The following is a 25,498-nucleotide window of genomic DNA, read 5'->3' as shown; positions in this document are numbered from 1 at the left end:
CAGTCTTATTAGTCCAAGGATCATTTTCATTCAGGGGAAGTTAGCATCGTGAAACCAGAACTCCTCAGCATCATCAGAGGTATCAAAAAGAAAGTTCTTATCAAAAACGGTCAGCAGAACAAAAACCTCAATGGTGACCACTATGGCAGTCCTGGGGAGGATTTCCAGAGCTATATACCACTGATGCCCGGCTTCCATAAAAATCAAAACTGCCGACGCCAGAAGTCCCCAAATCGCCGGGAGAATTATTATCTTATCCCTCCTTCCCATGTCATCTCCTCCCGGCAAAGTAATCATCAATCGGAAAGAGCATATAAACCACAACGATTAGTAGGGATATCGGAATCAATATTACGTGAATCGAGGCAAGAACCAAGGAGGCCGGCATGGCATAGAACCCATCGGTTTCAATGTACAGGAACGTCCAGACGAATGAATACGCAAAAAGCTCAAGGGCAATAAGTTGGTTCCACCGCTTATAGGTGGCAAAGCCTGTAATGCCCCAGACCCCCAGGATGACCAGTAGCCAGATATAATAAGGAAACCCTGGAACATCCTGGAGATCAATCTCTACCACGGAGCTGGAAATAGAAAGGGTACTCCCATGCCTACTGTTGAGGACGAACCATATGTATACCGGGACATAATAACTATGAAGGAACCACCTTTCCAAATCCCCTGAAATATCAACAATTTCCTCGGTTTTAGGTAGAGAAAACATGACGGTAACACTTGAGTTTGGCTTGATAGTAAATCTCTCGGGGAAAGGTTTCAGTTGACCAGAATTTCTATCAAAAAGCGTGATATCATTAATAGAGATACAGTGGACATAACCTGTGATTGGGAACTCGTCCGAGTTCCTCAGAGTAACTGAGCACACTCCATCAGTACAGCTAAGAGCTACGATCTCCACAAATCTATCAACCCCAAAATTTCTGGAATACAACTCCTCTCCATTCCGTAAGAGAACTATCGAGTACATGCCATCATCGAGACGAGTACTAAAGTTCCTGAAAAAGACCTCTCCTCCGGAGAGGGAGAGAGTTTCGTTGAACAGGACAATTTTGTCATTCTCATCTTTCCCCTCAACAAACAGGGTAAGTTTAACCGCCCTATTAAATGGATAAGGGTTGTGCGCCCCAAGAACGACAGTTAAATTGTTTCCAGATACTGAAGGAGCCACAAAGACATTAGGATAATCTATTAGCACAATCCTGATCAAAGGTAACATCACAAGAACTACCAGAATGCCCCATGAAAACAGCTTTCCTCTCACCACAGGCTCACCGAATCTTACAACTTGTCCAAGTTTATTAACTTTGCGTCCCCACGGGCGGTGGTCTTTTATGGGCTCACGCTTTTTGGCGTTCTCCCGAAGATTTTTCGACCAAAAGTGTTCATTGATGAACATAGGATTATATAGGAGGAGTTCCTTCTCCCATCGGTGATGCACGATGGTAGTTAGGCCAAACGTTAAGGAGCTTCCCGGGCCGAAGGCTCAGGAGATAATAAAGAAGAACTTCGAGGCTCTGGCAGTTACCACCCAGGACCCCGATACCCTCCCTATAGTCATCGACCACGGTGATGGCATACTCGTCTACGACGTCGATGGAAACGTCTTCTACGACTTCGGAAGCGGTGTCGGTGTTCTCAACGTCGGCCACGCCCACCCGAGGGTTGTTGAGGCCGTCAAGAGGCAGGCTGAGAAGTTCACTCACTTCGCACTGAACGACTTCTTCTACGAGAACGCCATAATACTAGCCAACAAGCTTTCAGAGCTGGCTCCAGGCGACTTCCCGAAGAAGGTCGTCTACCAGAACAGCGGCGCCGAGGCCAACGAGGCCATGATGAAGCTCGTCAAGTACGGCACCGGCAGGAAGAGGTTCATAGCCTTCTACCACGCCTTCCACGGCAGGACCCAGGCCGTTCTCAGCCTCACCGCGAGTAAGTGGGTCCAGCAGGAGCGCTTCTTCCCGACCATGCCGGGCGTCGAGCACATTCCCTATCCGAACCCCTACAGGAACCCCTGGCACATTGATGGCTACGCCGAGTCGGACGAGCTCGTTAACAGGGTCATTGAGTTCATCGAAGAGTACGTCTTCCGCCACGTTCCGCCCGAAGAGGTCGGCGCCATAGTCTTCGAGCCGATACAGGGTGAGGGTGGATACGTCGTTCCACCGAAGAACTTCTTTAAGGAGCTGAAGAAGTTAGCGGACAACTACGGAATACTCCTCGCGGACGACGAGGTCCAGATGGGTGTTGGCAGGACGGGCAAGTTCTGGGCCATTGAGCACTTTGGCATTGCCCCGGATACCATCCAGTTTGGTAAGGCCATAGGCGGCGGCATTCCGCTCGCCGGTGTCGTCCACAGGGCCGACATAGCGTTCGACAAGCCTGGCAGGCACGCCTCGACCTTCGGCGGCAATCCAGTGGCAATAGCGGCTGGAATAGAGGTCGTAGAGATCGTCAAGGAGCTCCTGCCACACGTCCAGGATGTCGGTGACTACCTCCACAAGCGTCTCAAGGAGCTTGAGGAGAAGTACGAGGTCATCGGAGATGCCAGAGGTCTTGGTCTCGCCCAGGCCGTCGAGATTGTCAAGAGCAAGGACACCAAGGAGAAGCACCCAGAGCTCAGGAACGAAATCGTCAAGGAAGCCGTCAAGCGCGGCCTTATACTCCTCGGCTGCGGCGACAACAGCATAAGGTTCATCCCACCACTGACCATCAGCAAGGAAGAGATCGACGTGGCTATGGAAATATTCGAGGAGAGCCTCAAGGCCGCTCTCCAGTAATCCATTCTTTTCTTCTCGCTTTTCCTGGGCCAAGTTTTTTAAAGTTGAAACTTGAAATTCTTCAGGTGGTTAACATGGGAGACCTAACTGAAATGCTAAAACCCTACGTGCCCTATGTACTTGGAGGGGCGATCATAGTCTACCTCGCCTACCTCTGGGCCAACAGAGAGAAGTTCAGGAGCGCCAATGTTATGGCAATATCTGCAATGATGGCGGCCGTAGTGGGTGTCACCACTGCATTCGTCACGATAACCATTCCGGCGACCGGCGGCTACCTCAACTTCGGCGACACGATGGTGATGTTCACAGCTATGGTCTTCGGACCCGTTGTTGGTGTCTTCGCAGGTGGTGTCGGCTCTGCCCTTGGCGATGTTATAGCAGGATATCCCGGATGGGCGCCAATAACGCTCGTCGTCAAGGGACTGGAAGGCCTCGCCGTTGGTTATCTGGCAAGGAGAAGCGACAATGTCTCGACGCTCATCATGGCCGGAATAGTCGGTGGAATAATAATGATAACCGGCTACTTCCTGTTCGAAGCCTACATGTTTGGAATTCCGGCGGCGGCCCAGGAAGTCCCACCCAACATCGTCCAGGCGGTCACAGGTGTTTTAGTCGGCACCGGACTGGCACAGGCAATAAAGAAGAGGTATCCTGAGGTCGAGGACCTCATCTAAACGTCCAGCTTCTTTATTTCTTCCCACATTTCACTTTCCTTGAGGAGAGGCTCGACAGAAATCCTTCTGGAGGCGCGCTTTATCTGGCCGAGGTACTTGGAGTCAGCAACCACCGCGTCGTAGCCGAGCTCATCAATCTTGTATATCTTAAGCTTGCACTCCCTAAGCACCTGGATGGTGTGCTCCAAGAAACCGGGACCAACGAGGAGGATGTCCGGCTCAAGACCCTCCGCCCTGAGTTCCTGAATGGCCCGATCAAGGATGTCCTTAATCTCCCGCATCCCTTGCCCCCTCCACAATCTTCACGCCACTCGAGGTCCCTATCCTCGTCGCGCCAGCCTCTATCATAGCCATTGCCTGCTCGTATGTCCTGACTCCTCCGGATGCTTTGACACCCATGTCTGGACCAACGACCTTTCTCATCAGCCTGACGTCCTCGACTGTTGCGCCACCGGTTCCGAAGCCGGTCGAGGTCTTCACAAAGTCCGCTCCAGCCTCCTTGGCCAGCTCGCAGGCCTTGATTTTCTCCTCCTCAGTTAGATAGCAGGTCTCAATAATGACCTTGACTATTGCCCCCTTTTCATGGGCGACCTTAACGACCTCCTCTATGTCTCGCCTAACGTACTCATAATCGCCGTCCTTCAGCGCGCCGATGTTTATCACCATATCCAGCTCATCGGCGCCGTCTTCAAGTGCTTTCTTCGCCTCGAAGACCTTGACTTCTGTGGGAGTTGCACCGAGTGGAAATCCTATGACGGTGGCCACTTTTACGTTCGAGCCTTTGAGCTGCTCCTTGGCGAGTTTGACGCGATAGGGATTGACGCAGACGGCGTAGAAGTTGTAGCGCTTGGCCTCATCACAGAGCTTGATTATGTCATCGGCGGTAGCGTAAGGTTTGAGATTCGTATGGTCGATATACCTGGCGATATCGATGTGATCGCTCATACCCATCACCGGTTACTACTCCATCTGAATGTATTTAGAATTTTCCCTCAAAAATGGGCACTCAATCGGAAAATCTGAAGGCTCCTTTTGGATTTTTGACAATTTTTGAGCTTTTTTCTAAAGGGCAGAGGAAGTTTTAATGAAGATTCAAACGAACGTTAGAAAGGCAACCTTACACCCCCAGGAATTTCAAGGCCTTTAAAAACCTCTCCTTAACACCCTCCTCACCAAACTGTGGCTCCTCTTCACCTCTGACTATCCACTCAAAAACCATCACTGCATTGTCCCAGTTCTCCTCGAGTGTCCTTCCTTTCGGTACGGCGTTTCTCAGAACATGCCATTTCTCGTTCTCATAGTCGTAGACGACTATCCTCGGTATGTAGTCCAAGTCCATGAAAGTGTTGTCTAAGGTAAGCTCCACCCTAAAGCCGTCCAGCTCGAGAAAACCCTCTTCGCGAAGCCCTCTTTTCCAGTCCATGATGAAAAGTTGGAGAGGGAAGTTTAAAAGCTCACCTATTCCGCAGGAGGGCAACCAGTGACAGCCCAACGATTAAGACGGGACCACATATCTCGCCGTTTGGCGAATCCTCCGTTGTCGGGGTAACATCTGTGGATGGAGGCTGGGTTATTGTTGGACCAACATAGGCCGTTCCGTCCGGGATGTCGTAGGTGGGCACCTCATCGGTGGTGCACCTGACCAGCATTGGATTAAGGCTCTCATCGTAGGGTATCCACGCATAAGTGCCGTCTTTTGTCTCGTACCAGCCGATGTGAGAGTTGGGTCCCGCCTTTCCAAGTCCGGCAACTTTAGCTATCGCTTCGATGTCTTCGTCGCTTATTTGGAGCACCCCGACATCCCTCAGCCACTCGAGCTCGACTTTTACCGCCTCCGGGAAGTTCACTTCGGATGGATCAACCACGGGGACGAGCCTTCCATTCATGGGTTTCATGAAGGTCAGCGCCGGGTTGCAGTCAATACCAAAGGCCGAGAGGAAGTCCTTAACGGCAGCCTCAGCCTCTCCAGGCTCCATGTTGTAAGCTTCAACCTCCACACTCACGGGACCCGCCCGGATAACTTTCTCAGGATCAATCCCATGTTCCCTCAGGCAGGACTCGAAGGCATCGTTCGGCTTCCAGGTGCAGATCCCGTTTACGCAGCCGCAGCTCGTCAGGCCAAGGCAGGTGTACCACTCGCGATAGACGCAGGGGGTTACTATCTTGGCGGCCTCTTCCCTTGGAGCGCATACTTCCCCGGAGCAGCCGCCCGTGGCGCAGTCCCCATCCGAAGTGCACTCTCCCCCAGCCACCGGCGTCAGGGTTATCGTGACGTTGTCCCTGGTAAAAGTTAGATTGTCCCTCGTTTTCCATCCATCAGCCTTCAACTTTTCAAGTGCGTCGGTTGTTATCAGGAGCGAGGCGTTGAAGGCTGTTTTAGTCAACCCAGTCTCTCTCCACTCTGCCGGAATCTCTATCCTCAGGTGAGGACCGTCGCTGGCGTTCCACAGTACAACTACAAGCCTTTTGTCGTAGTGGGAGCGAAAGATGAAGGTATCATTCTCGACTATCGCGTTGTGAAGAGCATTGAAAGCGGGATACGGCTTGTAAATTATCCCTGGCTTGTTCAGAACGACCTCAACGGCGTAGGAATCTGTCGGACTCATGCAGGCGCGAACAAAGGGGGTTATCGCAAGGGTAAGCAGTATTATGAAAGCCACAGCCTTTCTCATAATCTCACCAAAGTTAGTTAGGCATTGGGATATATACGCCTATCCATCGCTTCAGCGCGGTTTGAAGCTAAAAGCTTTATATGCTGCTTGGAGAATATCACCCGAGGTGATTGAGATGGAGAACCCCTTTGAGATAACCGCGGTCGTTGCCAGGGAGATACTGGACAGCAGAGGGAACCCGACTGTCGAGGTCGAGGTCTACACGCCGATAAGCATGGGTAGGGCAGCGGTTCCGAGCGGAGCGAGCACTGGAACCCACGAGGCCCTTGAGCTCCGCGACGGAGGAAAGCGCTACCACGGAAAAGGCGTTAGAAGGGCTGTTGAGAATGTCAACAAGATAATCGCGCCCGAGCTCATCGGCATGGACGTCACCTGGCAGAGGGACATTGACATGCTGATGCTCGAGCTCGACGGCACCGAGAACAAGAGCAACCTCGGTGCAAACGCTATCCTCGGCGTTTCTCTGGCCGTTGCAAAGGCTGCCGCCAACGCCCTCGGACTTCCGCTCTACCAGTACATCGGGGGAACCAACGCCTACGTCATGCCCGTTCCGATGAGCAACGTCATCAACGGCGGTGTTCACGCCGGCAACGAGCTTGACTTTCAGGAGTTCATGATAATGCCCGTTGGTGCTGACTCATTCAGAGAAGCTATAAGGTGGGTCAGCGAGACCTACCATGTCCTCAAGAGCGTCATCGCTGAAAAGTACGGCAAGGACGCAATAAACGTAGGAGACGAAGGTGGCTTCGCACCGCCAATGAAAGAGGTCACCGAGCCACTCGAGACCCTCATCAAGGCCATTGAGGAGGCCGGCTACAAGCCGGGCGACGAGATTGCCCTCGCTATTGATGCAGCCTCCAGCGAGTTCTACCACCCGGACATCGGCAAGTACGTCGTTGCCGGCAAGGAGTACACGAGGGAAGAGCTCGTTGACCTCTACAAGGAGCTTGTCTCGGCTTATCCGATAGTCTCCATCGAGGACCCGTTCCAGGAGGAGGACTGGGAGGGCTTCAAGCTCATCACCAAAGAGCTCGGCGGCAAGATACAGATAGTCGGCGACGACCTCTTCGTCACCAACCCAAAGAGGATAAGAAAGGGCATCGAGATGGGCGCCGCCAACGCGCTCCTCCTCAAGGTCAACCAGATTGGAACTCTGAGCGAGGCCATAGATGCCGCCTACACCTCCTTCAGGGCCGGCTACGGCGTCGTCGTCTCCCACAGGAGCGGAGAGACCGAGGATGCTACCATAGCAGACCTTGCCGTTGCCCTTAACGCCGGCCAGATAAAGACCGGTGCTCCAGCCAGGAGTGACAGGAACGCCAAGTACAACCAGCTCATCAGGATCGAAGAGGAGCTCGAGGGCATCGCGTACTATCCGGGCAGGAAGTTCAGGAACCCGTTCTTCTGAGCTGCCCCCTCTTTTCTACATTTCTGACCAGCAAGGGTTTTTAACTTCGGCTTCAACGTTTTTTGAACTTGCCAGAACCAGCAGAGTGGGCTCATCCTATGGAGGCCTCAACCGATGAAGAATGACTATCAAGCTCTCCGAGTAGACTCTGCCCCCTACGACCTTCAGGGAGGGAACTGAATGCCCAAAAAACTCAAAATCTACATTCCCGGCATCAAATTTCCTTCAATCTCGCTCACGGGCAACTACTGTGCCCTCAACTGCGCCCACTGTGGGAGGCACTACCTGGAGAGAATGAGAAAACCCACGCGAAGGGAGCTCCTTAACTACTGTATGAATCTGGAAAAGGAAGGCTATACCGGCTGCCTTCTCAGCGGCGGTATGGATTCCAGGTTGAAGGTGCCACTGGATAAGTATGCAAACGAGCTGAGAGAAATAAAAAGGAGAACGAGCTTAAAGCTCAACGCCCACGTTGGGTTCATAGATGAGAGCGATGTGGAGTGGATCAAATACGTTGACGTCGTTTCTCTCGACTTCGTCGGCGATAACGACGTGATAAAGCGCGTGTACAAGATAAACAAGACCGTCAAAGACTATCTCAGAATCCTCGATATGCTCACCGAAGCCGGTGTTAGGGTCGCACCCCACATAACAATCGGCCTTGACTTCGGCAGAATTCACTGGGAGTACAAGGCAATAGACATGCTCCTTCAGTATCCTATAGACGTCATCGTCCTCGACGTGCTCATCCCAACAAAGGGAACGGAGATGGAAAACGTTCCGAAACCTTCCGTCGAGGAGAGCCTCAACGTTGTGAGGTATGCTAGGGAAAAGTTTGATGGTGAGCTCAGCATAGGTTGCATGAGACCGCTTGGGAAATGGCGCTTTGAGTTCGACAGGGGGGCGGTTTTGGCGGGCGTTGATAGGCTGACAAACCCACCGAGGAGGGTCATTGAGTGGGCAAAAACGATTAGGGAAGTTGAGATAATTTACGAGTGCTGTGTGATGTGATAACATCGAAGAGAACCCACTAACCGTTCCGGAGTTAGAAGAGTGTAGGGTTCCCCTACCACCCAAGGCATTTGCTCCCTTCGCGGTAATAATCCCCGAAACTAATTAGTTTCACCTATTTAGGGGGCAATTTTCCAGCTATTGTGTTCCAAAAGCGGGCTTTCACAGAAGTAATCACTTTGAGTGGCAAAATTTTAAATCATTCGAAAAGCTTTTTTACTTTTTTATACAAACTTAATTGCTTAGACCCCAGTGTTAGGTGGTGGCAATGAATAGAAGGATATGCGCATTACTATTGGGCATATTACTAATTCTTGGAGGATTTCCAACGGAACCCAAAAGAGGGTCCTCATCATCAACAAGCGAAACGCCGAAGTGAGGACGATGAAGCTGAGTGATGACGTGAGTGCAATGTCCACAAGAGAAGCAGACAAAGGCGCCAACGTGAGCAACGGCACAACCAACACAACGCCCGAAATCGGAAAGGGCGCCAGGTACGGGGCAACGTTCACCTTCAAGAGGGGCACTGAGAGCGTTAAACCCTCCAGCACCGGGCCGGTTTCGAGTTCGGAAACCTCGACTGAGGCAAGTTCACTGACCTTTGATGTCGTTGCAACATCGGAGGACGTTGATGAAGACGACGCCGAAATATGGTTCCTCATCAAGACGAACGACGACGATGGAATTCCATTTTACAGGGAGCTTGAGCTGAACAGGGAACTAGAAAACCGAGGAATCCCTGAGAGGTTCGATCCCTCGGACGGTTTTGGCATTGACGACCCAGACCCCTACAGGGGGTTGATCGAAAGGGACGCCTACGGCGACTATGATGGAGATGGCGTTCCAAACAGTGTGGAGCTGTTCATAGGGAAGGATCCCGCGCTGAGAGATGTTCTCGGTATTAAACTTACCGTGGCCGTTGGCTGGGACGCCGACGAGGATTACCTCAAAAAACTCATCAAAGGCTTCCAGAGGGCGAGCCAGGTGGTTTACGATTACACCGACGGCTACGCGATGATAACAGAGGTTAACATAACAAACAACGTCCTACCGGACAGTGAAGAATGGAAGAACTCAATGGTACGGATCGAAGAATCCGGCGGGTTTTATACTAGTCATGGTTTCAGGTACTGGCTCTGGTTTAAAGAGGATTCAACAGTGCCAAAAGGTTACGTTCACCTTCAAAAGGAATGGTATGGCACCCCAGAAAACCTTGGATATTACAGGGGCGTGGCTCACGAGCTTGCACACTTTGTCTTTGGCATTGACGACGAGTACGGTGCACCATTCTCATGGGACTATGATATGGACGGAGATACGGACGGATTCACGTATGATAAACTGAAATATGTGCTCGAAACAGAGTACGGGATATACGGATTCGAGGGAATAAGAACGATCATGGACGATTCAAAAATAGCCACCGAACTAAGTACAAAAGGCAATCCAAACCAAAAGAACGATTATGACTGGTTCTACAACGAACTTCTCGAATACGACAAAAAACTGAGAGAAAAGTTTGGATACGGACTAATTAAGGTCATAACAGATCATAATGGACCTAACGATCTGAACAAACTAGAAGAGATGATGCCAACTCACTGGCACAGAACGTACATTATTGATCAGATACCTCGTAACATGACCTCAGCGTGGGAAGTTGTATTCGCCCTACTTGTGATAGATCATACTTTATCCTATAACGAAGTGTATGATCAGGATGCAAAACTCTATCTTGACTTAGACTTTGACGGGATCCCAGATTCAACACTGCCGGTAGACTATATTCCAAAGGTTGGCCCGTACACTGGAGTTGGCTACTATCTAAGAGTCCACTGGGGGGATGAGAGGTGAAAAGGATCGCTTTTGTTCTTTTCGTTTTTTCCCTTCTTATTGTACTACCAAAAACAAATGCCATCAGTATCTGGGATGTTCTCAAAGAAAATGACACCGTATTATGGGTGTACATTCTAGATAAAGGTGGTCCACACCCTACTTCCCCTCCATTAAACCCGCTTAATGACTCAAGAATTGACAAAATATACATTATCTTCCCACACAATGAGACACACGTCAAAACTCTAGCATACTATCCATCCGGAAACACGATAAAAAGATTTGACACATACTACCCCAGGACCCCCAGAGTGCCCTTCAACCTCTCCGACTGGAACCTGTCAAAAATCATCAAAGAGTACCAGCAGGGGGTCAAAAACTACCTCCCAAACGTCACCGGAGAACATTGGAGCAAAGGCTACTGGAACAAGACAATAACCAGATGGGAAGTCGAACTCAACGCGACTACGTTCAAAGTGACCCTCTATGGCGGCTACTGTGGCGAGTGCGAGCAGTACATCACCTTCGAATGCCGGAGAGAAGAAAACAATGTAACCTGTCAGTGGGGAAAACCAGTTTTTAAGGTAATAACCCCTCCATGGGGGCCAAAAGATACGACAACAAGCACGACAAAAGAAAAAGAAAAACTCTGCGGACCAGGATTACTGGTCGGATTAGCATTAGTCCCTATATTGGCCAGGAGGTGGCGTGGGCGGTGAAGAAGGGTTTATCCCTGGCCTTGCTCTTCCTCCTTTTCCTTCCTTTGGCTTCAGCTGGAAAGGTTAACCTGTTCAACCACCTGCCGGGCAATGAGACGGTGAAGTTGGTAACTTTCGAATGCCACTCAAACTGCACGCCAGAAGAATGGTTCATGGTCGATAACTTGACCATCATAAAACCCTACAATGAGACTTCTGACGTCAAAATCACGATAACCGGGAACGAAAGCAGGCAAAAACTCATCCCAGCCAGGAATTCAACACAATTCACAATCAACAACATCAACTGGAGCGCGGTAAACGAAACCATCAAGAACCTAACTTCCTACAAATTCTTAGGCTCAACACTCCCTAAGCAGTATACTCGGATGACTGGAAGGATCACGGAGAATGGACTTGAGATGGAGTTTCATTGTGATGACTGTTTCCTAGGCAAATGCCCAATGTTCTTAGATATGACGTGTAACACCACTTGCAAAGTCGAACCTAAAACATTCGCCGACTGCGGCATGGACATGAGGTACACCAAGACAACCACAACCACCCAGAAACCAGAAAACAAACAAACCTGCGGGCCAGCTTTGCTAGTTGGGTTGGCGTTAATTCCCCTGCTGATAAGACGGGAAAAGGTAAGCTGATAAGCCAAACTAGTGGTGACCACAATGCCAAAAAGGTCACTAATACAATATTTGTTCTTTTTTGTTTTTGTAATTTTAGCACTAATGCTTATAGTTTCACCCCAAGATAACAGGCCCTCAGGTGTTCCCCAAGAACTTTCTCCCTATGATGCATACTTATTATTTGCAAAGCCATGCGCAGAGAACTGGAGTGCTGATGCCGTTCTAATCGAAGCAGAAATTATAGAGCCTCCCACGGGGAAATGGGAACCCACCGATGGACAGCTCTACAAGCCACCATTAGAGATAGTTCAGGAATCCAAATTCAACAACGGCCGTTCACACCTCCACCTATTCACATTCTATTCCCCCTCAAAAAAGGAGCTCCTGCTGTTAACTGTTTACGTCACAAACACGACTAAAAAATGGGATGTGCTGGAAATATCCAAGGGGACTCCCATGGATTATTCTTCATTCAAAGTCCTTCCAGAGAGGCTCCAGGGAGTTCCCAACACTACTCATGCAATCCTGTTCCTAGGGGAATGGCATGAAGCTGCCGATATCGGCTCTCCCAAACTAACGGAGAACCTTACAGTTATGGAGGTCATAGTTTGGGATACAAAGCACACTTCCATTGATGAGGGAATCCTGATTCCGATAAGAGCAGTTTTGTATAGACTTCCCAACGGCACGATTATAGTCAACTATCCAGGAGGGGTAAAGGTATCAACCAAGGCGGGTATTCCTCCCGGATTAACAGCGTTCAAGCTCAACAGCAGCGTTATTGCCACGTTTGAAAAGATAAGAGAAGGCTGGCACCGCAGTGGAATAGAGAAATACGTGATAACATCAGAAACCATCAAGGGTTTCAGGCTCACAAGACTGAGTGGGCCGGGACTCAATATCAAGGAGTGTACGGTTAGAATCGGTAATCTATCAACAGCCAAATGTTATGGAACTCAGAGCTAATGTCAAGGTGGAGGTGAAACAACACATGATTCCCAAGAGTCCAAAAATCGCCCTTCTCTGTCTTTATTATCACCGTAAGTCTTGTCTATTTCAAAATGCATTCACAAGGAGCCAGAACCGTTAAATTCCCCCGTCCGGAATACTGGTTAAATGGAACAACAGAGTGGAATATAATCATAACCACCCCAGAAACCAGAAAACAAAACCTGCGGACAGCATCATTTGTAGGACTGGCCATAATCGGAGAGGCAATAAAACAGAGAAAACAGTAGCTGAAGACACTCTCTAATTCCTTTAACTTATAATTCGCGGGCTCATCCTTCCTCGCATCATCATAAAATCAGAAAGGAGAACGCCAATCATCGCCCCAAAGCTTTACAGCTCCTCCTTCACGGTGACGAACGACACCATAGTTACAGTCTGGCCGACGCCCTTGATTTCTCTGAGCCTATCAACGACTATCTTGCCAACCTCCTCCGATGAGGGGGCGCGCACCTTTATGAGGAGATCCCACTCGCCTGCTATGATGTGGACCTCGTAAACCCCTTCGAGGGCGGCTATTCTTTCAGCGACCTCCCGCTGGCTCAGGCCGGAATCTGGCTCGTATCTGGCAAGTATGAAAGCGGTAGTACCAAGGTTGAGCTTCTTGTAGTTTGGCTTAACCGTGAACTTCTCGATCACGCCCTCCTCAACGAGCTTTTTGATGCGGTAGTGGACGGTGGTCCTCGGGATGCCCAGCTTCTTACTGAGCGAGGCTATGTTCTCCCTGGCGTTTTCCTTAAGTTCCTTCAACAGCTTCATATCAGTGGCATCGAGTGAAGTTACCATCGCGACCCCCTTCGTCACTTGTACAACTGCAATCATAATTTTTGGGAGGATGAGCTTATTTAAGGTTTTCCTTTAGCCACTCTGAAAAAGCTTTAAGAGCCTGACCTCGGTGTGATATTTTGTTCTTTTCGGTGGTTGTCATTTCGGCAAAAGTTCTGTCGAAACCCGAAGGCTTGAATACCGGGTCGAAGCCGAAGCCCATGTTTCCGCGCTTCTCGTGGATTATCTCACCTTCCACAATACCGGTAAAGATGTGAGCTTCGCCATCCCAGTAAGCGATGACACTCTTGAAGTACGCCTTCCTGTTCTCAACGCCCTCCATGAGCTTCAGAAGGCCGTCAACGCCGAGGGTCTTGTAGACGTGGGCAGAGTAAACACCAGGGAATCCCTTCAGAGCTTCAACGAAGAGACCAGAATCGTCGAGGAAAAACGGTTCATCGATTTTCCTGCTCAGCCACTCCAAGCCGAAGAGGGCAACTTCTTCGAGCGTATCTGCCTGTATCTCTGGATACTCAACTTTGAGCTGATAAACTTCAACGCCCAAGGGTTCAAAGTACTTTCGCGCTTCCTCAACCTTCCCCAGGTTAGAAGTGATGAACGCCAGCCTCATATAACCACCGGAGGATAGGGAAGAAAAGACGATAAAAAACTTTCAGTCTATTTTGTAACCAATCTTCTCGACGAGTTCACGCCTCTCAGCTTTCTGTTCTTTGGTCTCTATCTTGTTTGCCGCTTTGCCGTCAACGACGCCAAGTACAGACCTTCCAAGATCGGTCTCGGCAACGATAACCTGGAACGGGTTCTCGCTGGCACCGTAGACCATGGCAACGGCAGGGTGGTTCTTGACGGCGTTGAGGACGTTTATCGGGAAGGCATTCTTCATGAGAATCACAAAGACGTGGCCGGCTCCTATCTTCACTGCGTTCTTGGCGGCAAGCTTCTCAAGCTCCTCATCGTTGCCGGTGAAGCGCGTAAGCTGGGGTTTTGCTTCATTCATGGCCACACCAAACTTTATACCCGGGACAGTTGTGAGAAGCGTCTTTGCAAGGTCATCAACCGTGAATATGGAGAAGTTGCCCTGTCCAATTATTACCTCAACGCCCTCCGGCTTCTCGATATCCACAACCTCTATCTTCACCATGGTCATCACCGGAAGAATTTAATATCAAAACGATTTAACTTTTTCCTAGGTATAAATCGGTGAGGTAGAATGGTCGAGCCTGTGATGGAAGAGCTCGAGTTCCTGGTTGAAATCCTTAATAGGCATCCAACAGACAGCCTGAAGAAGATAGCCGAGAGCGAGGGCATAGACTACTACAGGCTCAAAAGGCTATACGACAAGTACTACGGGAAGTATCTAACCGTAAGCGCCTTGTACAATCTAAGACTCATTGGACTGAAGAGTTTCGTCGCATTTCTGAGCGTGCCCCCAGATGAGCTTATGGAAGTAGCTAACAGAATGGCGACAAATCCATTTATAGGCTACATAAATCCCGCCTTTGGCTTTAAGAATGGACTGTCGCTGATTATATACGTCCCGGCAGATCAAACCGATAAGATAGACGACCTTATCTCCAGATACTCCCAAGACTATGAATACTACGAAGTTAGAGCCTATCCATACAGCGGAGACGACAACTTTGGGAGATGGACCCTCAACTACGACTACGCCGTTCTCATGGACATTCTCAAGGTAGACGCCAGAACCCCGATAACTGAAATAGCCAGAAGACTTGGAAAGACCAGGCCAACGGTCAAGTTTATGATAAACAGGCTCAAAGAGGAAGGTATTCTCGTTGATTTTGACCCCATGATCGATATGAATATCCATGACAGAGGTGTCATAGGGCTCACAAAGAGTCTGAACGAGGAAGTGCTGGAGCGCTTCAGAGAGTACGAAATAACCGTGGGCGTGCTGCCATCCTACGGCTATCTTCTTGAGTGGTTCTTCTCGTCAAAGGAAGATCTGGGAAGCAAGATACTCGAGTTCAGCAACTACGTGGACAAGCTCCTCATAGAGTACTTCGACACTTTCAAGGAGTTGAACGACATGAAATACAACAGAAGGTTTTCCGGCATGGTTAAAAAAGATGGGGATGGGTACCACTCTATACTGGACTTCTAAAACCCCATCTGGCAGTACTCGATCCCCTTTATCTCCCCGGTCGCCTGATATTCCAGAGCCCTGCAGTCGTGGCAGATGTACTTGAAGGGACAGGTGCTGCAGGCCTCTATCTTATCCTTCGTCATCTTCCAGAACTCCTTGAGGCGCTTCTTCCTGAGGGCCTTCCTCAGTCCGACCTCCTTAACGTCAGCCACGATGTAATTCCTGAGGAGCGGGCACGGAAGGGCGTACCCCTCGGCGGTTATTGCAAGGGTTCCTGCAAGGCAGTCATGATACATCTCGGCGCTCTGATTAAGAACCCTCTTCATCTCTATGACGTTAAAGTCGAGCTTCCTGGCCGAGCCCGGGTAGAGTATATCAACGTAGATTTCCCCGGAGAAGCTGATCTTGAGGCCCTTGAGTTCATCGTACTGCTTTGCGGTGGCCATTACAAGAGCTCCGTGGAGCCAGCCCTGAGCCTCAAGCTTCTGAATGTTCTCTTCAGAGTATTCGAGCTCGGCGATGAAACGAACTCCCTCAACCGGATGGACTGATCCAAGGTCCTCGAGCTTAACGACGGCGTACACCTCGGGGACGCCTATCTCAACGGCATATGCAGCGATGCTGGTGAGGTATTCGACACGATCGTAGTTTGTGAGCCAGAGCTCCCTTCCACCGATATCTATGAAATCCTTTATTATTTCCCTCACCCTCTCGGGGCTGAGGGGTTCCCGCCGGAGTAGAAATGAGTTGTTACCGATGCAGCCTATCGAACGGGGGATACCTGTAATCTCGGAGAACCTCCCACTTCCAGCGCCGAGCTGGAGGATGAGTCTCTCCAGCCTTCCGCTGTGGGACTGGCTGCTCCATGGCGGCTTTCCAACGGAGACAATGTTTGTGGACGTTCCGACATCAACTGAATTAGCGACACTGTATACAACCTTCTCCATTGATGCCCACCGACCGAGAATGGGACAAAATTGTATATATACTTTTTCTATTCCGATTTTGCATACCACCAATAGTAGTTCGCAAAAAATGGAGAGAACATAGATGTTCATTTGTCGGGTACCAGCTTATCCCCCTCAATCCAGAAGATACCCTCATCAGTTACCTCCCGTTTCCAAACCGGGACGCGCCTCTTGACCTCGTCGATTGCCCACATACAGGCCTCAAATGCCTCCTTCCTGTGCTTGCCACTGGCAATAATGAGTATCGTGTCCTCGCCCACACTGAGCTCGCCGTAGCGGTGCCATATCAGGATGTCCAGTATGGGAAACTTTTCAAGGGCTTCCCTCCGTATCCTCTCCATCTCCTCAATGGCCATCTCTTCATAGGCCTCGTAGATGAGTTTTCTGACTTTTCTGCCATGGTTTTCGTTCCTGACCTTCCCCAAGAAGAAAACGTAGCCACCGGCCTCTGGAACGAGAAGATAACTCAACGCCTCATTGAGATCGAAGGGTTCTTTAGTAATCTTAACCTTCATATCCATCCCCCATGGAACTTAAAGCTTCACCCAATTAAATCTGTCGGGCTAATAAAAAGGTTTAAGTGGTTTCAAGCTCAGGAGTTGTCGGTGAAGGGAATGAGAAAATACGCGCTTGTGCTCATCCTCATTTTGCTCACTGGACTCATGGCGGGTTGCATATCCTCCAGTGGCTCAACCACGACATCGAGCGAGTCCCTTCCATCTGAAACCCAGACGTTGAGCCCAACAACCACAAGTACCCCTACGACCACCACCCCCACTGAAACCCCAACCTCAACGGAGACCCCGGGAAGGTATGACATTCCTGAGCTCCTACAGGCAGTCTCAGAGATAAAGCAGTTTACCTACGTGAGCAACGCCACGATTTCAATGGTAGTAACAGTGGAGCAGGAAGGGATCACCCAGAAAGACCACGTGAACCTCAGCATAGTCGAGGAAGGTTACATGGACTTTGAATCGTGGAGCGCGTGGATAAATTCCACCACCGTCAGCATGCCGGATGGGGCTTCCACCAACTTCTCACAGGTAATTGTGGGCAACGTGACCTACATCCGGACGATTGCCGGATGGATAAAGACGGACGATAGTACCACCAGTGAATTCCTCTGGGAATACAATCTCGTGAGCCTCGCCAGGAAGTATCTAACCAGAGACCCCGACGAACGCGAGGAGGGTAACGTTCTAACGCTCATGTACTACCTCAGAAGCTCCGATCTCGAGCTACTGGCAAGGATGTACTTCGCAACCACTCCAGACACGGAGATAAGCGTTGACAACGGCATTTTGGAACTCTACTTCAAGGACGGAGAGCTCGTTGGCGGAAAGATAAGCTACACCGTTAGTTCCAAGACAGTGATAGACGACCCAACGCTCGGCACCATGACGATAACCCAGGAGGGATCCTGGAACGAGGTCATCGAGATAAAGAGCATCAACGAAAAGAAAAGCGTGGAGGGGCCCTCTACTTGAGCTCCACGACATCGAATGTATTGAAGGCCAGATCGACTATGAGAAGCTTGTTCAGGAGCGGCTCGCCGATACCGGTGAGCAGCTTAACGACCTCCATTGCCTGAAGCGTGCCGATGACCCCCGCGGTAGCTCCTAAAATAGGGAACTTCTCCTTCTTTCTCCCTACGTTTGGAAAGATTTCGCGCAGGCTTTTGGTGAAGCCCGGAACTATCGTCGTCACCTGACCGTAGGTTCCTTCGACCGCGCCATGGACGAGGGGGATTTTCTTCCTCTGCGCATAGTCATCGAGAAGGAAGCGCGTCTCGAAGTTGTCGAGGCAGTCAACGATTATGTCAACGCCTTCGAGAACATCATCGATGTTCTCCTCACTTAGACGTCCCACGAAGGTCTCGATTTTTATGTCAGAGTTGAAGCGTTCCAGCTTCCATTTGGCGGAGAGCGGTTTGGGGTTCTTATCTAAATCCTCCTCCCAGTGGAGTATCTGCCTGTTGAGGTTGCTGAGCTCCGGCGTCTGTTCGTCTATGAGGAGGAGTGTCCCTATTCCAGCAGCAGCAAGGTAGTAGGCGACCGGACTTCCAAGACCGCCTACTCCCACCACGGCCACCTTGGAGTTCTTGAGCTTCTCCTGACCTTCCTTTCCGAAAATCATGATCTGCCTGTCGTAGCGCTCCAGTTCCCTCTCGCTCAGCATATCAACCACCACTTACCGGGGGGAACAGCGCTATCGTGTCACCGTCCTTCAAAACCTCGTCGAAGCTCACATAGCGCCCGTTCCGAGAAACGTTGACGTCGGCCAAATCGTCATCCTCCGCGAAGACCTCGTTTTTGAGGACCGGGTGCCTTTCTTTGATGATATCGATGAGCTCTCTAACCTTTATCCCATCCGGAACCTCCAGCTCCTCCTCACCAGTGCCAACGAGAGAGCGGAAGCGGGCAAAGTACCTGACCTTTACCTTCATCTTTACACCACCGAAGGAGTTGGGAAATGGAAGTTAAAAAGGGTTGCTGGACAAGGAACCAAAGTTCCAACTCCTTGGACATTAAGATGTCCCTTACTGGATGGATAAGATCATATCATCTTACCACCAAATTCAAGTCTCTCCAAGTTAAGCGTTAATGCCGTCTGCTCTTCCAGCTTGAAATGTATAGTACACTGAGCTGAGCCACCTAGACCAACAACTGCAGGGCATGTCATCGTCGGCTTCACCGGTCCGGGTTGGATAACGTTGATTTTTGCGTTTTGTAAGAGTAAAGTGCTAGAACTGAGTAGACGAGATAAACCACACCCAATGGAATTCCAGCATTTGCTGAATCAAGCTTCCAGTAAACCATTGCAAACGAAAGCAGGGATAAACAGATCAGATAAACCACAGACCATGCTGGACTTTTTGAGATTTTGCCAAACAGCCTTTCGCCGACTTCCTGCTTTCTTTTCCCCACCAGCAGTATAAAAACAAATGTCCAAATGTATCCAACGGTTTCATATACCAAGCCAAGAACCAGCAAAATAGTCATGGCAGTCGCTATGGAAAGTATGGGCACACTCCAATTCCTCCAGCCCTTAGGTATCTCGACCACCATAATCTTATAGGCTAGTACAACAATAAACATAAAGTTGAGGACAAAGTAAACAAGAAATACATCCACCAGATCCATTGGCATCACCCGGAATCACTTATTATCAAATTGTTATCACCAGGGTCGTTTGGAGGTATAGGATCAAAGAGTCCGACTTTTAGCTCATAAAGCCAAATTGCAAATTCTGAGGGTACTTGAAGTCCGATTAACTCCCTAGGGTCATTTTCACCACGCTCTTTGCCTGCTTAGTTGGTAGCCCATTCCTCTAATGTTGGGACTCTGAATGAATGTAACACTAGAGCAATGTAGATCAGATGAAATATTCCTACAATAGCCATCAAACTTGTATCCCTGGTAACCAGGTACGTTTCAATGGAGGACAACACCTGTAGGCAGAGAATGTACATAGTGCTTCTTGATGGAGTTAGGAGTTTGGCGAATACTCTATCTTCGTACCTCTCGCAAGTAAATACGTACACTAAAAAAACAATCAGCCCCAAGTACAGATTTATCAATCCCACCGTTAGGAAGAGAACCATGCTAGTTACTGCAGACAGAACAGGATTTACTGAATTCTCACGATTCTTAGGAAAACCGGCAATATTGCCTATAAGGAGACCTAAAATAAAAACAGAATTTAGGAGAAGATAAAGCAGGAAAAGCTCTGCAAGTGGATCCAATCATCATCCCCCCGTTAATCTCCTATTATTAGATTATTATCTCCTGGATCATCCCCGGGTATTGGATTCTCTAAGACATATATCCAGAGTTTTACGTACAGAGCAAATGCTCCAAAGATCATTCCTGCACTTTCACTGGAAATTTCAATCCCCCTCTTTGCCAGAAACTTTACGAGACCTTTGGTAGCCCCAGCTCCTCCCGCGATGCTCCTTACGTCTGTGAATGTTCCGACGATTTCGTCTTTTACCCATTTTGCCCCAGAATACATAGCTTCTGCCACGTCCCCTGCAGTAACAGGCCGGGGATTCATTTCTATCACGTACGTTACTGGTTCTTTTAGTTGGTTTAAGTAGGCCTGGATTGCTATTGGTGTTCCCAAGTTTATGTCGCTTAAGTCTACTGGCACTCTCTTCTGAAGTTCACCGTTAATGGGGATTGTGAAAGTGAACATTTCTGAATAGTCTGGGTTTAACGTCAAGCTTTCTGGATTTGAGGCTATTAGATTATCGCCTTCAGTACGGTCGTATATCTTGCCCCCGGCAAAGTAAATGTCCGTTATCCAGATGTCTACTGGCATACTGTCTAAGTTCTCCACTTCAATACGACACGACACTGAATCCACGTCCTCGCTGACGAACTCCGGACTACAAGTCATCCACGCCACCACGCTACTGTTCGAGATTACCGTTATAATCTTTTCATCCTCTATTTCGCCGTTAACGTAAAGCGTGAAGTAGTGTTTTCCTGGGTTGGTCAAGGTAATTTCAAACCAAGTAATGTTAGTGCCAAGTCCGTCAATCTGACGAGGTTTGCGTTCGAATATCCCCTTGGAGTCGCTGAACTCACCATTTGGATCCTGGTAAGTGTAAAGAACCCTAATAGGCACGTTATAAGCTGGAGAGACATTCTTGTTCTCCACAATCACGTCAAAGTGAACCACGGTACCCTGAACCACAATGTCATCAACATTCGGCACAAGTTTGCCGAAGAGTAAATCCTTTGGACGCTCAACGTTAATTGGCCCAGTTTCGCTGTCTTCTGGGTTCCAGGGAGCGTCTTCATCAGAGTTTATGTCTCTTGACCAGGCCTGTATTTTCACAGTATGTTCGCCCACTGAAAAGTCATCCGGAACATTCCAGTGGAGTAGTACTCCCGCAGAGTGTCCGGCACTAATTGTAGTCTCAACAACATCAACAACAATTCCATCAATTTCTAATTTAACCCTCACAGACTTATCCACAGAATACGTATTCACCAAATCCACATCAAATCCAACGGAATCCCCAAGACGAGCCGTACCAGGCCAAACTACAGGGCAAACAGGAAACCTCATCATTTCTTAATCACCTCAGTAATTATTTTGAAATAGAAAATAAAATGTCAGAAAGACAATATTTTCATCCTAATTACTGCTAACTTTGAGGATCTTAAATTTTGGTGAATGCATCAACATAAGTGCCAAGAGAAATGCCCATGCAATGGAACCGACAATCGGCAGTAAAAGGCCTATCCAAAGGTCCACTGTAGTCGGAACTAATTGGACGTACAGGAATATATAAACCCATGGTGTGAGTTTGATGATTTTCTTCTTAGTGGCCTCATTTTGTGAGTTAGCTAATTTGTAAAGGACTACAAATGCTATTGCTTCACAGATAATGATGAAAACCCTAGACACGGATGCCTCTGAGATGATGAACAGTTTGTAATTAATCCCCACAAGGCTTACGATGGCTATCATCGCAAGAAGCAGGGGAACAACTTTGCCTATATTGAAAACCCTCTCCAAGAGCAAAGTCCAGCGTACGTTCTTTAAATCCAAATACACAAAAAACCAGAATGCCGGCAAACCAACAAAAATAAGTATCCTAACAGGAAGTGATGCCTTTATGCTGACGGCCATCAAGAAACCTAGCCAATAAAAGAAAAATCCGGCAAACTTGGGATCATCCCCCACGTATGCTAAGAAAAACAGGATTAGAATTACAGGCACTGTCAACAATCCCAGAACTTTGGTTGGAGGAGCACCTTCATGATGCAAGAGAATTGCAATTCCTAACTGTGAAAGAATAAATAAAAAGAGGGACTTCCATATCCCCTTAAGGGACACCCTTTCTGACATCCATCATCCCCTCCACCAAGTTATAGCCCTTTCCTTTATCCAATTAGCAAGCCAATTGATGCTTATCTGTTCAATAATTGGATTTATCTTTTCCCTAACTTCTGGTGGAAGCCTAGTGAGGGCATCTTTGATAAACTTAATGTTAGCAACAGGCATAACTTTTGATCCAAGTTTGTACGTTAAGTATGCATCGGTGGCTAAGTCTGCAACTACTGCTATGTGATCTACTTCTATGTAAACACTGCTCTGAAGAGTAAAGCGCTGAATCCCGAGTTTATCAAAAGGCACGTCGTGGATTATCTCTACTGGAACCATCGCCCCATAAATTCCCTCCACCTGAATATCATTCCATGCATCTTCCCAATAAGGGAATATGTCGCCAATAACAAGGATGTCAGGTTTTGATATTTTGAAGTGTGCGATAGACGTTATGGTGGAGTAGCCTCCCGTTGGTATTGTGGTGGGATCAATGTAGCTAACCACTGGTGAAGAGCTCCCTGCCTGAAGTTGCAGATACTTGTTTAATATCGAAACATCAATATCCGAAACGATGTCTCCTGTCACTTTTAAATCATAGTCGTATCCATTGTAAATCGTCAATCGACAAGTGAGGGTCGCCTCATAGTTTCCCATATTATACTTGAAGTACAGTGGATCACACTCCGACGTTACCTGTTTAAGTTGGTCACCAGTTTTCACTTCCACTGTCACTTCGCTCCAGTGTTCTTCTCCTATCCCGTTTGGTTCTCCATCTTGGTTGTCTAAGAAGAGTTTAAACGTGTGATTGCCGACTCCAATGACGTTGTAAGTGAACGTTAATAGGGAATCTCCACTTTCATCTGCTGGAATCTTTGCATCAATGCTTCTCCTGTCCCCATCAATCTCAATGTATCCCATAACAGGAATCAACGAACCATCGTAATTCCAAGCCTTTACTTGCAAATACACTTCTCCACCACCCTCAAGCTCAGTCGGATATGCTATTAGCTCGACACTAAATAGGGAGTTACTAGGATTCATTGGTGAAGTGTCAGTTACCACCGTCACGTAACCGTCAAAGCTTTTTGTGTACTGATCTAAACTGCATTTTCCAGTGTACATGAAGGTTCCGGACCAGGCATAATGCACACTACCAAAAGTCTCAACGTCACTACCGCCCGCGGGAGCATTAACGCTAACGCTGAAAGTCCGATTACCCCTCTCATTGCTGCTTATCGGATAAACCACGTTAATCCAGCAGACTCCTGAAACATCAGCATTGCTGTTCTCATTCCTCACTACAACCTTGAAAGTAACGTCTTCGTCCGCCGTGACTGTTCCGTCACCATTCTCATCATAAGTCGCAATGCTTACATAAATCTTACTGGGATCAACGTCATCCTCCAGCGTTATCGTCTTTGAGTAACTCTTGGTTATTTCACGCTCTTCACTTGCCAGCTCCACACTATTCGGTGTTGGGCCAGAACTGGGAGTGTACGTTATCTTAACAGTTCCGCTCACCGTCACTTGACCGCTACCATACACCTTTCCACTAACGGTACTTTCCACTACAAGGCTATCATCAGGATACAAGAAGCCCACATATTGAGAGTCACTCAACTCAGTTCCCTGAAACTCTGCATTTACGTTTGAGACTGCGTTATCCTCAACATGGAGATAAACTACAACCTTGTATGTGACGTAATCCAAGGTTACCTCAACCACTTCCACGTCAACACTGTCAACCACCAGACGTCCTTCCTCGTTGTTGGGATCAAGCGCCAGTAGTGTAATCTCGTCAGCAGGAGTTATGGAGGTTGTACTCTCGGAAAGTTCCGGTGTTGAGGACTCTTCCGGAGAGGTCGTTGAAACGAGCAGTACTGGCAATTCTGGTTCTATTGGATATATAGGGTCTATTGGTTCTATTGGATAAACGGGCTCATCCGAGACATATACAGTTGAAGTGCCCGTACTCACGATAATTACCTTAAGTGCATTTCTCAATTCTGAAACTTTTTGATTAAGAATCCACTGAACCTCCGAATTGTTATTACCATAATTCCTGGCCTTTACGAGAGTCATTATGTTGGATATCAACTCATAAGCTTGCAATGCACTTGGCCAATAGTAAGTTGTGGTGTTAAGTATAAATCCCCCATCAGTCGGAGAAGTGACTAGCGTGGTAAACACCATTGAACCATTATCACTCCAGTTAACATGATCCAGTGTTCCAGTCTTCGTGATTACACTCCTATTGCACAAGAAGGTTAAACTAACAAATCTCTTCTGATACGTCAAGAAATTATACGTGGAATCTCTTAAGGACTTAATAAATTCTTCCATTCTCACGTAATCACTCACAGCGTACGCATGATAAAATTGAGCCCATGAATCTGCCAAAACAGGGTTTATCAATTCTCCATTGTTCGCTGTCGGAGCCTCAGCAGGCTGACTCCACTTCCATTTCTCCAATGCCCAGGCCTCATAATGATTGTACTTAAAGCCTACTTCAACGAATGCCACTGAAAAGTCCTTGAGGAAAGCCGTCATGTTAAAGTCCTCTGTAATGTTTGCCCCGTTCTGGACAATGTATTCCTCCAGGGCCTGAATCTGCTCGTCAGTCCAGCCCTGCTCCTTAAGAGCATCAACAGTCTCCTGTGGCAGACCGTTTTCGCTAATGTTCTGAGCCATCTCCTGGAGTTCTTCAGCGGTGTAATAAGTTTTGATCCCGGAGGCTTCCAGCTCTTCCAAGGCCTGCCAGATTAAGGCCGAAATATTGGCCGCGTTCTCAGCGCCAAGGCGAGAGTTCTGGATCAGATCTGATACAAGACTGAGGTTGCCGTTTTCAACGCCAACCACGAGCTCTGCCTCCTTGTTCAGGATGTCCCAGAATGCCTCATAGGGATCGCCGGTCGTTACCGCTACCACGTAATTACTTGACATTCCAGTACTTACTGTCATACCAAAAATCATTATTATTAACCACAATCCTAACGCCTTCCTCATAGGCACTTCACCGAGATACTAAAACCAGTTGAAGTTTAAAAATATTT

Annotated in this window: 29 protein-coding genes; 10 read left to right on the top strand and 19 right to left on the bottom strand. The window is 48.5% G+C overall.

Going from position 1 to position 25,498, the window contains the following annotated elements:
* Positions 1-30: 30 nt before the first annotated feature.
* Together E3E32_RS07975 and E3E32_RS07970 are read right to left on the bottom strand one after the other, a co-directional pair.
* A complete protein-coding gene (locus E3E32_RS07975) occupies positions 31-270 on the bottom strand; it encodes a hypothetical protein (RefSeq protein ID WP_167731285.1) in 240 nt (79 codons plus the stop codon).
* A 1-nt stretch (position 271) separates the two neighbouring features.
* Positions 272-1,279, bottom strand: a complete 1,008-nt coding sequence (locus E3E32_RS07970; protein ID WP_167731284.1) for a hypothetical protein — start codon at positions 1,277-1,279, stop codon at positions 272-274.
* Between the two features lie 175 nt (positions 1,280-1,454).
* Here E3E32_RS07970 and E3E32_RS07965 point away from each other — a divergent pair, with 175 nt between their 5' ends.
* Together E3E32_RS07965 and E3E32_RS07960 are read left to right on the top strand one after the other, a co-directional pair.
* On the top strand, positions 1,455-2,792 hold the full coding sequence (locus E3E32_RS07965; RefSeq protein ID WP_167731283.1) for an ornithine aminotransferase: 1,338 nt from the start codon (positions 1,455-1,457) through the stop codon (positions 2,790-2,792).
* A 74-nt stretch (positions 2,793-2,866) separates the two neighbouring features.
* On the top strand, positions 2,867-3,466 hold the full coding sequence (locus E3E32_RS07960) for an ECF transporter S component (protein WP_167731600.1): 600 nt from the start codon (positions 2,867-2,869) through the stop codon (positions 3,464-3,466).
* Here E3E32_RS07960 and E3E32_RS07955 read toward each other — a convergent pair.
* From E3E32_RS07955 to E3E32_RS07940, 4 genes are all read right to left on the bottom strand, one after another.
* Positions 3,463-3,747 carry a family 4B encapsulin nanocompartment shell protein gene (locus E3E32_RS07955; RefSeq protein WP_167731282.1) on the bottom strand — a complete coding sequence of 95 codons (285 nt, stop codon included), beginning with the start codon at positions 3,745-3,747 and terminating at the stop codon, positions 3,463-3,465. The genes E3E32_RS07960 and E3E32_RS07955 overlap by 4 nt on opposite strands.
* Positions 3,734-4,411, bottom strand: a complete 678-nt coding sequence (gene deoC, locus E3E32_RS07950; protein ID WP_167731599.1) for a deoxyribose-phosphate aldolase — start codon at positions 4,409-4,411, stop codon at positions 3,734-3,736. The genes E3E32_RS07955 and deoC overlap by 14 nt, the downstream gene beginning before the upstream one ends.
* Positions 4,412-4,583: 172 nt before the next feature.
* The gene (locus E3E32_RS07945; protein ID WP_167731281.1) at positions 4,584-4,889 is read right to left on the bottom strand and encodes a hypothetical protein; all 306 of its coding nucleotides are present in this window, start codon (positions 4,887-4,889) and stop codon (positions 4,584-4,586) included.
* A gap of 31 nt (positions 4,890-4,920) precedes the next feature.
* Positions 4,921-6,138, bottom strand: coding sequence for a CGP-CTERM-anchored Cys-rich protein (locus tag E3E32_RS07940; RefSeq protein WP_167731280.1), 1,218 nt, complete (start codon positions 6,136-6,138; stop codon positions 4,921-4,923).
* Positions 6,139-6,253: 115 nt separating this feature from the next.
* Here E3E32_RS07940 and eno point away from each other — a divergent pair, with 115 nt between their 5' ends.
* The 6 genes from eno to E3E32_RS07910 all read left to right on the top strand — a co-directional run bounded on the left by eno (position 6,254) and on the right by E3E32_RS07910 (position 12,698).
* Positions 6,254-7,546, top strand: coding sequence for a phosphopyruvate hydratase (gene eno / locus E3E32_RS07935; RefSeq protein ID WP_167731598.1), 1,293 nt, complete (start codon positions 6,254-6,256; stop codon positions 7,544-7,546).
* 180 nt (positions 7,547-7,726) lie between these two features.
* Complete coding sequence (locus tag E3E32_RS07930) at positions 7,727-8,557, top strand: radical SAM protein (RefSeq protein ID WP_167731279.1); 831 nt, start codon at positions 7,727-7,729, stop codon at positions 8,555-8,557.
* 384 nt (positions 8,558-8,941) lie between these two features.
* The gene (locus tag E3E32_RS07925; protein ID WP_167731278.1) at positions 8,942-10,411 is read left to right on the top strand and encodes a hypothetical protein; all 1,470 of its coding nucleotides are present in this window, start codon (positions 8,942-8,944) and stop codon (positions 10,409-10,411) included.
* A complete protein-coding gene (locus E3E32_RS10130) occupies positions 10,408-11,112 on the top strand; it encodes a CGP-CTERM sorting domain-containing protein (RefSeq protein ID WP_167731277.1) in 705 nt (234 codons plus the stop codon). Before E3E32_RS07925 ends, E3E32_RS10130 begins: the two co-directional genes overlap by 4 nt.
* Complete coding sequence (locus E3E32_RS07915) at positions 11,109-11,750, top strand: CGP-CTERM sorting domain-containing protein (RefSeq protein ID WP_206205292.1); 642 nt, start codon at positions 11,109-11,111, stop codon at positions 11,748-11,750. The genes E3E32_RS10130 and E3E32_RS07915 overlap by 4 nt, the downstream gene beginning before the upstream one ends.
* Positions 11,751-11,774: 24 nt before the next feature.
* Positions 11,775-12,698, top strand: coding sequence for a hypothetical protein (locus tag E3E32_RS07910; protein ID WP_167731276.1), 924 nt, complete (start codon positions 11,775-11,777; stop codon positions 12,696-12,698).
* Positions 12,699-13,073: 375 nt separating this feature from the next.
* On the opposite strand, the gene E3E32_RS07905 is transcribed toward E3E32_RS07910, so the two are convergent.
* The 3 genes from E3E32_RS07905 to E3E32_RS07895 are packed head-to-tail and all read right to left on the bottom strand — an operon-like array spanning position 13,074 to position 14,667.
* Positions 13,074-13,526 carry an Lrp/AsnC family transcriptional regulator gene (locus tag E3E32_RS07905; RefSeq protein ID WP_012572577.1) on the bottom strand — a complete coding sequence of 151 codons (453 nt, stop codon included), beginning with the start codon at positions 13,524-13,526 and terminating at the stop codon, positions 13,074-13,076.
* Between the two features lie 55 nt (positions 13,527-13,581).
* Positions 13,582-14,136 carry an XTP/dITP diphosphatase gene (locus E3E32_RS07900; RefSeq protein WP_167731275.1) on the bottom strand — a complete coding sequence of 185 codons (555 nt, stop codon included), beginning with the start codon at positions 14,134-14,136 and terminating at the stop codon, positions 13,582-13,584.
* A 42-nt stretch (positions 14,137-14,178) separates the two neighbouring features.
* The gene (locus E3E32_RS07895) at positions 14,179-14,667 is read right to left on the bottom strand and encodes an adenosine-specific kinase (protein WP_167731597.1); all 489 of its coding nucleotides are present in this window, start codon (positions 14,665-14,667) and stop codon (positions 14,179-14,181) included.
* A gap of 69 nt (positions 14,668-14,736) precedes the next feature.
* Between E3E32_RS07895 and E3E32_RS07890 the strand changes: the two genes are divergently transcribed.
* Positions 14,737-15,651, top strand: a complete 915-nt coding sequence (locus tag E3E32_RS07890) for an Lrp/AsnC family transcriptional regulator (RefSeq protein ID WP_167731274.1) — start codon at positions 14,737-14,739, stop codon at positions 15,649-15,651.
* Here E3E32_RS07890 and E3E32_RS07885 read toward each other — a convergent pair.
* Both E3E32_RS07885 and E3E32_RS07880 read right to left on the bottom strand, forming a co-directional pair.
* A complete protein-coding gene (locus tag E3E32_RS07885; protein ID WP_167731273.1) occupies positions 15,648-16,580 on the bottom strand; it encodes an SPASM domain-containing protein in 933 nt (310 codons plus the stop codon). The genes E3E32_RS07890 and E3E32_RS07885 overlap by 4 nt on opposite strands.
* Before the next feature lie 107 nt (positions 16,581-16,687).
* Positions 16,688-17,116, bottom strand: a complete 429-nt coding sequence (locus E3E32_RS07880; protein ID WP_167731272.1) for a molybdenum cofactor biosynthesis protein MoaE — start codon at positions 17,114-17,116, stop codon at positions 16,688-16,690.
* 99 nt (positions 17,117-17,215) lie between these two features.
* Between E3E32_RS07880 and E3E32_RS07875 the strand changes: the two genes are divergently transcribed.
* Positions 17,216-18,088: a hypothetical protein gene (locus tag E3E32_RS07875; RefSeq protein ID WP_167731596.1), complete on the top strand. Its 873-nt coding sequence runs from the start codon at positions 17,216-17,218 to the stop codon at positions 18,086-18,088.
* Here E3E32_RS07875 and E3E32_RS07870 read toward each other — a convergent pair.
* From E3E32_RS07870 to E3E32_RS07835, 8 genes are all read right to left on the bottom strand, one after another.
* Positions 18,081-18,779 (bottom strand): ThiF family adenylyltransferase, encoded by a 699-nt coding sequence (locus E3E32_RS07870; protein ID WP_167731271.1) that lies wholly within the window; start codon positions 18,777-18,779, stop codon positions 18,081-18,083. The two genes, E3E32_RS07875 and E3E32_RS07870, sit on opposite strands and share 8 nt — an antisense overlap.
* A 1-nt stretch (position 18,780) precedes the next feature.
* A complete protein-coding gene (locus E3E32_RS07865; protein WP_167731270.1) occupies positions 18,781-19,047 on the bottom strand; it encodes a ubiquitin-like small modifier protein 1 in 267 nt (88 codons plus the stop codon).
* Positions 19,048-19,157: 110 nt separating this feature from the next.
* Entirely contained in the window at positions 19,158-19,295 is a 138-nt protein-coding gene (locus E3E32_RS07860; protein WP_167731269.1) for a hypothetical protein, read from the bottom strand.
* Positions 19,292-19,750, bottom strand: coding sequence for a hypothetical protein (locus E3E32_RS07855; protein ID WP_167731268.1), 459 nt, complete (start codon positions 19,748-19,750; stop codon positions 19,292-19,294). Before E3E32_RS07855 ends, E3E32_RS07860 begins: the two co-directional genes overlap by 4 nt.
* Positions 19,751-19,911: 161 nt before the next feature.
* The gene (locus E3E32_RS10075) at positions 19,912-20,346 is read right to left on the bottom strand and encodes a hypothetical protein (protein ID WP_206205259.1); all 435 of its coding nucleotides are present in this window, start codon (positions 20,344-20,346) and stop codon (positions 19,912-19,914) included.
* A 14-nt stretch (positions 20,347-20,360) separates the two neighbouring features.
* Positions 20,361-21,683, bottom strand: a complete 1,323-nt coding sequence (locus E3E32_RS07845; RefSeq protein ID WP_167731266.1) for a hypothetical protein — start codon at positions 21,681-21,683, stop codon at positions 20,361-20,363.
* A 66-nt stretch (positions 21,684-21,749) separates the two neighbouring features.
* Positions 21,750-22,466: a hypothetical protein gene (locus tag E3E32_RS07840; RefSeq protein ID WP_167731265.1), complete on the bottom strand. Its 717-nt coding sequence runs from the start codon at positions 22,464-22,466 to the stop codon at positions 21,750-21,752.
* A 3-nt stretch (positions 22,467-22,469) separates the two neighbouring features.
* On the bottom strand, positions 22,470-25,451 hold the full coding sequence (locus E3E32_RS07835; protein ID WP_206205258.1) for a hypothetical protein: 2,982 nt from the start codon (positions 25,449-25,451) through the stop codon (positions 22,470-22,472).
* Between the last annotated feature and the right edge of the window lie 47 nt (positions 25,452-25,498).

The organism is Thermococcus sp. GR6, assembly GCF_012027415.1.
In the GTDB taxonomy this organism is placed as follows: Archaea; Methanobacteriota_B; Thermococci; order Thermococcales; family Thermococcaceae; genus Thermococcus; species Thermococcus onnurineus.
The sequence above is the reverse complement of the archived record's forward strand: the minus strand, read 5'-3'. Positions and strand labels throughout refer to the sequence as shown.